Consider the following 10,935-nt stretch of genomic DNA (forward strand, 5'->3'; position numbering starts at 1 on the left):
CCACTCCGCTAGGCCGTTCGCAGGAAACGGCTCAGTACCCGGGCGCCGAAGTGCAGGGCCTCGACGGGCACCCGTTCGTCGACGCCGTGGAACATCGCCGCATAGTCGTAGTTCTCCGGCAGCTTCAGCGGCGAGAAGCCGTAGCCGGTGATGCCGAGGCGGGAGAACTGCTTGGCGTCCGTCCCTCCTGACATGCAGTACGGAAGGACATGCCCGTCCGGTTCGAATTCCTCGAGAGCGGCGCGCATCTTCCGGAACGTGTCCGAGTCGACCGGTGCTTCGAGGGCGACCTCGCGGTGGTGGAACTCCCAGTCGACGTGTGGTCCGGTGAGCTCGTCCATGGTCCGGCGGAACTCCTCCTCGCCGCCGGGCAGAAACCGCCCGTCGACGTAGGCCACGGCCTCACCCGGAATGACGTTGATCTTGTACCCGGCCTGCAGCATCGTCGGGTTGGAGCTGTTGCGCACGGTCGGCTCGACCAGTGCGGCGGCCCGGCCGAGCTTGCCGAGCAGTTCGTCCGCGTCGAAGTCCGGTGCGTACACATCGGTCTCGACGCCGTGCAGCCGTGCCAGTTCGCTGAGGGCGGCACGCACGGTCGGGGTGAGCCGCACCGGCCACTGGTGTTCGCCGATCCGGGAGATGGCCTGGGCGAGATGGGTGACCGCATTGGCCCGGTTGACCTTGGAGCCGTGGCCGGCCCGGCCGCGCGCGGTGAGCTTCAGCCAGCCGGTGCCGCGCTCCCCCGCCCCGATCGGGTACAGCGACATACCGGGCGCCGCGTGGAAGGTGAACGCGCCGGATTCGCTGATCCCCTCGGTGCATCCCTCGAAGAGCCCGGCGTGCTGGTCGGCGAGGAAGCCCGAGCCGTCCTCGGCGCTGGCCTCCTCGTCGGCGGTGAACGCGATCACCACGTCGCGCCGAGGTCGGATTCCCTGGCGGGCCCAGGAGCGGACCACGGACAGGATCATCGCGTCCATGTTCTTCATGTCGACCGCGCCACGGCCCCAGACCACGTCGTCGCGGATCTCCCCGGAGAACGGGTCGACCTGCCACTCCTCGGCCTCGGCGGGCACGACGTCGAGATGGCCGTGCACGAGGATCGCGTCGGCCGAGGGGTCGGTGCCCTCGATCCTGGCCACGACATTGGCGCGCCCCGAAGTGCGCTCGAGGAGGGTCGGTTCGAGCCCCGCCCCGGCCAGTTGCTCCGCCGCGTACTCCGCGGCGGGGCGCTCCCGGCAGTCGCCGCCGCCCCGGTTGGTGGTGTCGATACGGATCAGGTCCGACGTGAAACGGACCACCTCGTCGAGCCCGGTCGCATCGATCCCGCTGTCCGCCGAACTGTCCGGACCCTGTGTGCTGTGCTCAGCCATACTGCTCCTCGACCGCGGCGGAAACGACCGTGGTGACCGCCTTGAACGTACGAATCCCCTCATACATCGTGGGGCTGGTGTAGGCCACCCTCCGCTCCCCGGAGCGCGCGACCCCGGGGACGACGGTGGCCGCCTGTGACAGATGCTCGGCGTCGAACTCCAGCTCCACGGTGAACGGCCCGCCCTGCACCGGCTCCTGGCGCACCGCGAGCGCTGCCGCCTCCTTGGCCGCGGCGCGGATGTCGGCCGCGGTCCTGGCCGGTGTGCGGCAGACCGCCGCATAGCGCGACACATGATCCTTCACCGCGACCTTGAGGGCGCCCGGCGCATACCCGAGCGCATCCTCACAGGTCAGATCGTCACCCGTGACGAGCACGACGGGCACACCGAACTCGGCGACCACATGCGAGTTGAGCAAGCCCTCGCTCGCCCGCACGCCGTCGACCCACACTCCCGTGATGGAGTTGGCCAGATACGTATGTGCCAGAACTCCTTCCGTGCCCGCGCCCGTGTGATAGCCGATGAACGCGATCCCGTCGACATCCCCGTGCTGCACGCCCTCCACCATGCTCAGTGACTTGTGGCGGCCGGTGAGCATCTGGGCGCGGTCATCGAGCTGTTCGAGCAGCAGATTGCGCATGGACCAATGCGCCTCGTTGATGAGCACCTCATCGGCTCCGCCGTCGAAGAAGCCGAGCACCGCGGCATTCACGTCCGAGGTGAACAGGGAGCGGCAGCGCTCCCATTGCGCGTGGCCCGGCAGCACATCGGCGGGCCAGGTCACGCCCGTGGCGCCTTCCATGTCGGCGCTGATGAGGATCTTCATGCGGAGACCGTACGCGCTCGGTCGCGAGGCCCACCAGCCCTGTGGATAACTGTCGCTGGACTGGACCTCTGGCTTTTCCACAGGGGTTGCCAGACGTGTTCTCCGAGCTCAGGAAGGTGCCGTCGGCCGAGGCGCGGGAGCCCTGCCCGCCCTCCGGCTCATCGGCCCACCGTCCCGCCCATGCCGTACGGCCACGATCTCGGCCGCGATCGCCAGCGCGACCTCCTCGGGCCTGCGCCCGCCGAGATCCAGGCCGATCGGCGACCGCAGCCGCGCCAACTCCCGCTCCCCGACGCCCGCCGCGAGCAGCCGCCGCCTGCGGTCCTCGTGAGTGCGCAGCGATCCCATCGCTCCCACGTACGCGACCGGCATGCGCAGCGCCAGCTCAAGCAGCGGCACGTCGAACTTGGCGTCGTGCGTGAGGACGCACAGCACGGTCCGCGGGTCGACCGGTGTGCGCGCCAGATAGCGGTGCGGCCAGTCGACGACGATCTCGTCCGCGTCGGGGAACCGCGCCCGCGTCGTGAACACCTCGCGCGCGTCGCACACCGTGACGCGATAGCCGAGGAACGCACCCGCGCGCACCAGCGCGCCCGCGAAGTCGTTGGCGCCGAACACGATCATCCGCGGCGGCGGCAGACTCGACTCCACGAAGACGGTGAGCCCGCCGGGACACCGCGAGCCGTCCTCGGACAGCTCCACGGTCCCGTTGCGTCCGGTGTCGAGCAGCGCCCCGGCCTCCTCGGCGACGGTGCGCGCCAGCCGGTTCGCGTCCCCGTCCCCGCCTCCGTGCCCGTCCGCGTCTACGTCCGCATCCGCGTCCGCCGCGCCGCCGATCGTCCCTTCATAGGTCCCGTCCGCACATACGAGCACCGCCCGCCCCACCAGCTCCGCCGGCGCGCGCAGCACCCGGGCGAGTGCCACCCCCTCCTCGCGTACGGCGGCCTCGACGGCTCGGGTGAAGAGGTCCCGCTCGCGCGCCTCGGGGCCCACGGGCGTGACGAGGACGTCGATCGCGCCGCCGCAGGTGAGCCCCACCGAGAAGGCGTCCTCGTCGCTGTAGCCGAACCGTTCGAGCACGGGCTCGCCGTCCGTGAGCGCCTGTGCGCACAGCTCGTACACCGCACCCTCGACGCAGCCTCCGGAGACCGAGCCGAGCACGGTGCCGTCCGCGTCCACGGCCAGGGCGGCGCCGGGGCCGCGCGGTGCGCTGCCGCTCGCGCCGACGACCGTGGCCACGGCGAAGGACCGGCCCTCGGCCAGCCATTCGGTCAACTCTGCGGCGAGGTCGAGCACTTGGGGGCTCCTACGGGCACGTACACCCTTGAAGTCTGGCTCAGCAGCGGCAGGGCTGCGACAGCACAGGGCCGGCAGCGCTACCCTGAACCAAGCGGACAGCTGTCCGTTATCCGAGTATACGAGGAAGTACAGGCACAGCCCATGGCCGACGAGGCGAAGCAGGTCACGGCACGCAAGCGGTCGGACGCGCAGCGCAACCGCGAGCGGATCCTGGAGGTCGCGCTCGACGAGCTGACCCGCGATCCCGCCGTACCGCTGAGTGCCATCGCCCGGAAGGCGGGCGTGGGGCAGGGCACCTTCTACCGGAACTTCCCGAGCCGTGACGAGCTGGTCCTGGAGATCTTCCGGCACGAGATGACCCAGGTCGCCGACAGCGCGGCCGAGCTGCTCGCAGCCATGGAACCCGCCGAGGCGCTGCGCGCCTGGATGGACCGCCTGGCCGCGCACGCGCGCGCGAAGGCCGGCCTCGGCGAGGCGATGCGGCACGCGATGAGCGCGACCGGCGCGGAGAAGCCGTCACCGGCCGCCCTGATCGCCGCGGTGCGCACCCTGCTCGCGGCCGGCCAGGAGGCCGGCACGCTGCGCGAGGGCGTCACGGACGAGGACTTCTTCTACCTGATCGCGGGCCTGTTCAGCATCCCCGTCGACGAGCGCTGGCAGGAGCGCTCGACGCGCATGCTCGACCTGGTGATGGAGAGCCTGCGCGTCCGCCCCTGACCGCGCCGTACGGATCCCGCCGCCCCGCAGAGCAGCCGACTACGACCGCCCCACGATCAGCCACTTCGACGGCAGCTCGATCCGCTTCCCGTCCGCCGTGTAATCGGTGGTGATGAGCGGCATCTCGCCGCTCTCCAGGATGTCCAGACCGGCCGCCGAGAACAGGTCCGGCACGGCCGCATCGGACACCTCCGCGGGCGCGATGCCGTGCTGGAACACCGGCAGCAGCTTCGGCGGCGGGCCCGTGGGACTCTTCGCGAGGCCCATCAGGATCGGCCCGGCCTGTTCGGCGAGCTCGACGACGAAACCGCGGCCGCGCGCGCCGAGCAGGGTGGCGATGGAGTCGGCCAGGGGGCGTCGGTCGGCGGGCTCGCACTGGTGCAGGACGCCGCGCATGTAGACATGGGCGTCGCCCAGTTCGTCGCGCAGCGCCTCGATTCCGGCCTTGTCGATGGCGTCGAGCCGGCGGTACTCGGCCCGCCCGATCGTCTCGGGCGCCGCCGCGTCGGCGTGCTCGGCGTGCTCGACCGCCGCCTGCGAGAGGTCGATGCCGACGACGCGCGGGAAGCGGTCGGCGAGGAAGCGGGTCTGGGTGCCGTTGCCGCAGCCGAGGTCGATCAGGGGCAGGCCCGCGGCCGTCAAGTAGGGCTCGGCCAGGGCGAGATGGAGCCCCGCGGTGAGTGCGGGTTCGGAATCCCAGAACACCGCGCCCTGTTCCTCCGGCGCCTCGCGCCAGAAGCCCTCCCACGCCTCTTTGTACCGGCTCGTCACGCTCATGACCGACTCTCCCCAGGTTGTCGCATGTAGAGATCGGTCTACCCTCGGCAAGGGCGCCCGGACAAGCTGCCGACGCATACCTTCACCGATCGTTCGAGCCGCGCACGCCCCTTGTGCGCCTCCGTGCGCCCCCTCGCACCGGGGAGCGGCGCCACACGACTCGGCGCCGGAGGAATTCTCAGCGCCGCACCCGCGGCAACCCCAGCTCGAACCATACGGACTTGCCCGCCGCGGTCCGGCTCGCTCCCCACTCCCGGGCGAGCCGCTCGACGACGCCCAAGCCGCGTCCCGCCTCGTCGGCGGGCCCGGCGCTGCACAGCGTCGGCAGCATGTGGTCGTCGTCCTCGACCTCGCAGAGCAGCACATCGGTCCGGACCAGCCGCAGCTCGACGGGCCGCCCGTGCGCCTGTCGTACGGCATTGGTGACCAGCTCGCTGACCAGCAACTCCGCGGTCTCCGTGACCCCTTGGAGCCCCCAGTCCGCCAGCTGTGCGCGCACCAGACGGCGGGCGCGGCCCACTTCGCGTGGATCCAGGGAGAGCTGCCAGTGGGCGACGTCCTCGGATGTCACCCCGTTGAGCCGCGCCATCAGAAGCGCCACGTCATCCTTGCGGCCGCCCCGCGTGTTGAGCGCGCGGATGATGGTGTCGCAGGCGTCGTCCATGGAGGCGGCGGGGTGTGCGGCCGATTCGCAGAGCGTCGCGAGGCCCACACCGATGTCCTCGCCGCGCACCTCGACCAGGCCGTCGGTGCACATCACGAGCCGGTCGCCGGGCTCCACCGGCACGCGTACGGTCTCGAAGGGCACCCCGCCGACGCCGATCGGCGCGCCCGTGGGCAGGTCGAGCAACTCGCTGCGGCCGTCCTCGGCCCGTACGATCACGGGCGGGATGTGCCCGGCGTTGGCGAGCTGCAACTCGCCGGCGATCGGGTCGTACACCGCATACAGACAGGTCGCGAGGTACTGCTCGCCGAGCCGCTGCGCCAGATCGTCGAGGTTGCGAAGGAGCTGCGCGGGCGGCAGGTCGAGCGCCGCCATGGTCTGCACGGCGGTCCTCAACTGGCCCATCATCGCGGCCGAGTTGAGCCCGTGCCCCATCACGTCACCGACGACGAGCGCGGTGCGGGAGCCGGGCAGCTTCACCGAGTCGAACCAGTCACCGCCGACCCGGCCGAGCAGCGTGCCGGGCAGATAGCGGGTCGCGATGTCGCAGCCCGCCATCCGCGGCGCGATGTGCGGCAGCATCGAGTCCTGCAGCGTCTCGGCGACGCTCTCCTGGTACGTGTACATGCGGGCGTTGTCGAGCACGAGCCCCGCGCGGGCGGCCAGTTCGGCGCCCGTGACCCGGTCCATGTCGTTGAAGACCTGCCGCTCCGGGTGGCGCAGCAGGATCATGAAGCCGAGCACCACATTGCGGGCCTTCAGCGGGACGACGAGCATCGAGCGGTTGCTGATCAGCGGCCGGATGTCCCGCTTCTCGAACTGGGCCGCGATCTTGGTGCCCATCTCCTCGCTGATCCGCGGCACGAGGACCGGCTGCCCGGTGGTCATGCACTGGAAGAACGGGGTGTGCACGGGGAACGGCATGGACTCGCCGACCGGCACCACGTCGTCCCAGCGCCCCGGCTCGTCGGTGTGCTCCAGCGCGACGCGGTGCCACATGGTGGTAGCGTCCGGCGGCCCGTCGGGGAAGCCCTCGCCGGCGACGACCTGCTCGCGCAGATACGTCCCCGCGACGTCGGTGAAGCGCGGCACGACCGCGCGGCTCACCTCGATAATCGTCTGCGCCAGGTCGAGCGAGGTGCCGATGCGCCCCGAGACCTCGTTCAGGAACTCCAGATGCTCGCGGACGGCCGCGTACTCGAGGTCCTCCTGGACCTCGTCGAGCGCCTGCCTCGGCGCCGGGATCGCGCCTTGCACGGCGGCGCGCCGACGGCGTGCGCGGCGCTCCTCACGGCGCGGCACACCCCAGTCGGGCGTGACGGGAACGCGGTCGCTCTGGCTGAATTCCAGGACCGGATAGCCCAGTTCGAGCACCTGCGAGACGATCCGTGAGCTCTCACCGACGCTCATGCTCGGCAGGATCTCCGGCAGCCTGCGGGCCAGTTCCTCGCTGCCGTCGAACTCGGTGTGCAGCGCGAACCCGGGCGCGATCCGCTCCACCGGACCGTCCTCGTCCATGTGCACGCCCGCTGTGTCGGCGGCGAGCACGAGCAGCCGCTCGGGGCCCGGCCCGACCAGCGGATACGCCCACCACAGGACATCGATCCGGTCCGGCCCCGGCGCACCGAGCCGGGCGCGGCCCGCGGCCGGGTAGGAGGTGCGGCCGCCGAGGGAGGCCTCGAGATCCTGGCCCAGTTCGCGGTACGCCTCGTAGTCCTCGTACGCGCCCACGGCGGGCAGTTCCTCGGGGAGCGCTCCGGAGACGGGCAGCAGATCGACGGCGGGTTGCCCCACCGCGTCCTCACGCGGGTGGCCGAAGAGCCGACGCGCGCCGGTGCTCCAGTGCGAGACGAGACCCGCGCCGTCGACCACGACGACGGCGAGCGGGATCCGGCCGGTGACCGCGTGCTGCGCGTCCGGCTCCTGTCCCTCGCCGTGCCCCGTGGGCTCGCCGGGCCCCTGCAGGGGATCCCTGGACCGGTCCATCGTCGGGGCTCCCCTCCTTCCCCTGGTGCGTGGGCGCACCGAAGATCCGTGCCGACATCAACCACGGTACGGCGACGGCGCCTTGAGATGTGCGGCAACGGGGAAATAGGGGCGCACGCGCGCCCCCTCGCGCCCGGCGCGGCTCAATTCTCAGTCCTCGTGGCCGAGTTGGAGATCGCGCTCGGTGCGTCCGCCGCCCGCGACCTGCAGCACCGTGGCCACCGGCGGATAGCCCGCGGCGATCACCGTGTACTCCCCGGACGACAGGTCGACGAAACGGAAGGTGCCGTCGGGTCCCGTGGTGAGCGTGTCGACGACGTTCCCGGCCGCGTCGAGCAGCGTCACGCGGGCGTCCTCGACGGGCCGCCCGCCCCCGGCCCGAACGGTGCCGCGCAGCACCGCGCCGCCCGCGAGCTCGATGTCCTGCCGGGTCTCGCGCGCGGCCTGCACACTGACCGGGAGCGCGGCCGGGCGGAACGCGGGGGCGCTGGCGGCGAGGGTGTACTCGCCGGCCACCAACTCGTTGATCACATAGCCGCCTTCGCGCCCGCTGCGGGTACTGGCGACCACTTCGCCGCGCACATCGGTGAGCGTCACGGCCGCGTCGCGCACGGGTGAACCCTCGGCGGTCACCACGGTCCCGGCGAGCCGTCCCGCGCCGCCGAGCACGACGTCGAGTTCGACAGGCCGCTCTCCGACGGTGACCGAGACGGCCTGCGGCTGGTGTCCGCCGGCGGCCGCGATGAGCACATACGCGCCGGCCCCCGGCGTGGACAGCGCGTACCGCCCGTCCTCGCCGCTCGCGCCCCGGCCGATCTGCCGCCCCTGGACGTCGATCAGCGTGAGGGCGGCGCGCGGGACGCTGCTGCCGTCGGAGTGCTGCACGGATCCGCACACGGGGACCCCGGCCGCGTACGCCGTACGGGCCTGCGGGATCGGGGCGGCGGGCTCGGTGGCGGGGGCGTTGTGGGACACCAGCGGTTTCTCCTTGAGGAATAAGGCGAGGACGAAGCCGAGCAGCAGCACCGGCACGAGGTAGAGGAAGATCCGCGGCATCGCGTCCGCGTACGCCTGGATGTAGCCGTCCCTGAGGGCGGGTTCCATGGCGTGGACGAGCTGCGGTGTGATCGATTCCGCGTCGGGCAGGTCCACTCCGACGGGCAGCTCGTCGGCGAGGGCGTCGGTGAGCCGGCTGGCGAAGAGTGTGCCGAAGACGGCGGCGCCCACGCTGCCGCCGATCTGCCGGAAGTAGTTGTTGGCGCTGGTGGCCGTGCCGAGGTCGGCGGGCGGCACCGCGTTCTGCACGGCGAGGATGAGCACCGGCATGATCAGGCCGATCCCGACGCCGAGCACCGCCATCCAGACGCTGTACGCAAGGCGCGAGGTGTCGGTCTCCAGAAGCGAGAGCAGCCACATGCCGACCGCGGAGACCAGACCGCCGATGACCGGATACGCCTTGTAGTGACCGGTCTTGCTGATCAGCTGACCCGAGATGATCGAGGCGAAGACGATGCCGCCCATCATCGGGAGCATCAGAAGACCGGACTCGGTCGCCGAGGCCCCGTCGACCATCTGCAGGAAGGTCGGCAGATAGCTCGCCGCGCCGAACAGCCCGACGCCGATCACCGCGCCCACGATCCCGGTGAGGTTGAACGTCGCGTCGCGGAACAGCCGCAGCGGGATGAGGGGTTCGGCCGCGTACTTCTCCGCGACGAGGAAGAGGACCGTCGAGACGACGGCGCCGGCGGCGAGAGCGAGGATGACGCGGTCGCCCCACTCGTATTCCGTGCCGCCCCAACTGGTCAGCAGCACAAGGCAGGTGGACGCCGCGGCGAGCAGCAGCGAGCCGAGGACGTCGAGCCGCGGCCTGGCCTTCGGCTTCGGCAGCTTGAGCACGACGGTCACGACGGCGAGGGTGATCAGGCCGAACGGGACGTTGAAGTAGAAGCACCAGCGCCACGACGCGTGGTCGGTGAAGAACCCGCCGAGCAGCGGTCCCGCGACCGAGGCGAGCCCGAAGGCGGCGCCGATCAGGCCCATGTAGCGCCCGCGTTCGCGTGGCGGGACGATGTCGGCGATGATCGCCTGCACCCCGATGAACAGGCCGCCGGCGCCCACGCCCTGCAGCGCACGGAAGGCGATCAGCTCGTTCATGGTGCGTGACCAGCCGGCCAGCGCCGAGCCGATCACGAAGACGACGATCGCGAACTGGAAGACGCCCTTGCGTCCCCACAGGTCCCCGAGCTTGCCGTAGATCGGCAGGCCGATCGTGGACGTCAGCAGATACGCGGTGATCGCCCACGGCATCCGGTCGAGCCCCTGCAGATCACCGACGATCTTCGGCAGGGCGGTCGCGACGATCATCTGCTCGAGCGCGGCGAGCAGCAGGGCCAGCATCAGCCCGAGGAAGACCAACTTGACCTGGCGCGGACCGAGTTCGACCGCCTGCGCGGGCGGCGGCGTCGGGTCCTGCGGGGGCGCCTCGCCCGGCGCTTCCTTCACCAGAGTGGTCCCGCCCACGTACCCGCTCCCCTCATCGCGCTTATCGCTCAATTCCCGCAATACGCGACAACTGCGATAAGCGCGACGAGTTACGGCGGAATACCCACCGTTGACGAGAACCACTCGAACCAGTGACTGGGGCAACTACCCTTTCGAGTGGGTCACTTGACGCCCGGGTGCCACCCCACTGAGCACACGGTTCAGGCCGCGGGCTTCTCCATCTCGGCGGCGAGCTTGGCCAGCACGGCGTCGTAGATCCGGGCGAGGCCCTTGGGCGCGAAGGTCTTCTCGAAGAAGCCGCCGATGCCGCCGGCACCGTTCCACACGGTCTGCACGACGACGCGCGCCTTGCCCTCGCCGGCCGGGGTGACGGTCCAGGTGGTCACCATCGAGGAGTTGCGGTCCTTCTCGACGAGCTGACCCTCGGTGGGCTCGTCGACCTCGAGCAGGCAGTCGCGGATGCGCTTGCTGGTGGCCTGCAGCTTCCAGTGCACGAGGGTGCCCTTGCCGTCGCCGCCCTCCCGCACCTCGTACTCGCTGAAGTGCTCGGGCAGCAGCTTCGCGCGCGTACCGCTGTAGTCGGCGAGCGCATCGAAGACATCGTCCGGCTCCGCCGCGATGATCCGCTCGGTCACGGCTTCGACCTGGGCCATGGTCTTTCCTCCACTGCTGCGTCACGGGGTGGGGGGGGGGGGGGGGGGGGGGGGGGGGGGCGCGCGGGGGGGGGGGGGGGGGGGGGGGGCGGCGACCACCACCGAAACCACCACGACCACAAAAACAAAAAACAACAAAAA

At 71.1% G+C, this 10,935-nt stretch carries 8 protein-coding genes; 1 reads left to right on the top strand and 7 read right to left on the bottom strand.

Annotation, left to right across the window (positions count from 1 at the left end):
- Positions 1–8: 8 nt before the first annotated feature.
- The 3 genes from ACIBI4_RS04145 to ACIBI4_RS04155 all read right to left on the bottom strand — a co-directional run bounded on the left by ACIBI4_RS04145 (position 9) and on the right by ACIBI4_RS04155 (position 3,492).
- Entirely contained in the window at positions 9–1,370 is a 1,362-nt protein-coding gene (locus ACIBI4_RS04145; protein ID WP_399201971.1) for a M20/M25/M40 family metallo-hydrolase, read from the bottom strand.
- Positions 1,363–2,196, bottom strand: coding sequence for a M55 family metallopeptidase (locus ACIBI4_RS04150; protein ID WP_399201972.1), 834 nt, complete (start codon positions 2,194–2,196; stop codon positions 1,363–1,365). Before ACIBI4_RS04150 ends, ACIBI4_RS04145 begins: the two co-directional genes overlap by 8 nt.
- Before the next feature lie 108 nt (positions 2,197–2,304).
- Positions 2,305–3,492 (bottom strand): XdhC family protein, encoded by a 1,188-nt coding sequence (locus tag ACIBI4_RS04155; protein ID WP_399201973.1) that lies wholly within the window; start codon positions 3,490–3,492, stop codon positions 2,305–2,307.
- Between the two features lie 144 nt (positions 3,493–3,636).
- Here ACIBI4_RS04155 and ACIBI4_RS04160 point away from each other — a divergent pair, with 144 nt between their 5' ends.
- Entirely contained in the window at positions 3,637–4,212 is a 576-nt protein-coding gene (locus ACIBI4_RS04160; RefSeq protein WP_399201974.1) for a TetR/AcrR family transcriptional regulator, read from the top strand.
- Positions 4,213–4,251: 39 nt separating this feature from the next.
- Here the strand turns inward: ACIBI4_RS04160 and ACIBI4_RS04165 are convergent, their stop codons facing one another.
- From ACIBI4_RS04165 to ACIBI4_RS04180, 4 genes are all read right to left on the bottom strand, one after another.
- Positions 4,252–4,989 (bottom strand): class I SAM-dependent methyltransferase, encoded by a 738-nt coding sequence (locus ACIBI4_RS04165; RefSeq protein ID WP_399201975.1) that lies wholly within the window; start codon positions 4,987–4,989, stop codon positions 4,252–4,254.
- Between the two features lie 178 nt (positions 4,990–5,167).
- Complete coding sequence (locus ACIBI4_RS04170; protein WP_399201976.1) at positions 5,168–7,639, bottom strand: SpoIIE family protein phosphatase; 2,472 nt, start codon at positions 7,637–7,639, stop codon at positions 5,168–5,170.
- 150 nt (positions 7,640–7,789) lie between these two features.
- Positions 7,790–10,159, bottom strand: a complete 2,370-nt coding sequence (locus tag ACIBI4_RS04175) for an MFS transporter (RefSeq protein ID WP_399201977.1) — start codon at positions 10,157–10,159, stop codon at positions 7,790–7,792.
- Positions 10,160–10,341: 182 nt separating this feature from the next.
- Complete coding sequence (locus tag ACIBI4_RS04180) at positions 10,342–10,794, bottom strand: SRPBCC family protein (protein ID WP_399201978.1); 453 nt, start codon at positions 10,792–10,794, stop codon at positions 10,342–10,344.
- Positions 10,795–10,935: the final 141 nt, after the last annotated feature.

The sequence above is a fragment of the Streptomyces sp. NPDC050418 genome (assembly GCF_044458745.1).
In the GTDB taxonomy this organism is placed as follows: Bacteria; Actinomycetota; Actinomycetes; order Streptomycetales; family Streptomycetaceae; genus Streptomyces.

Coding starts and splice junctions, on each gene's coding strand:
- ACIBI4_RS04145 (WP_399201971.1), bottom strand. CDS start 1,370: ATGGCTGAGCACAGCACACAGGGTCCGGACAGTTCGGCGGACAGCGGG.
- ACIBI4_RS04150 (WP_399201972.1), bottom strand. CDS start 2,196: ATGAAGATCCTCATCAGCGCCGACATGGAAGGCGCCACGGGCGTGACC.
- ACIBI4_RS04160 (WP_399201974.1), top strand. CDS start 3,637: ATGGCCGACGAGGCGAAGCAGGTCACGGCACGCAAGCGGTCGGACGCG.
- ACIBI4_RS04165 (WP_399201975.1), bottom strand. CDS start 4,989: ATGAGCGTGACGAGCCGGTACAAAGAGGCGTGGGAGGGCTTCTGGCGC.
- ACIBI4_RS04170 (WP_399201976.1), bottom strand. CDS start 7,639: ATGGACCGGTCCAGGGATCCCCTGCAGGGGCCCGGCGAGCCCACGGGG.
- ACIBI4_RS04180 (WP_399201978.1), bottom strand. CDS start 10,794: ATGGCCCAGGTCGAAGCCGTGACCGAGCGGATCATCGCGGCGGAGCCG.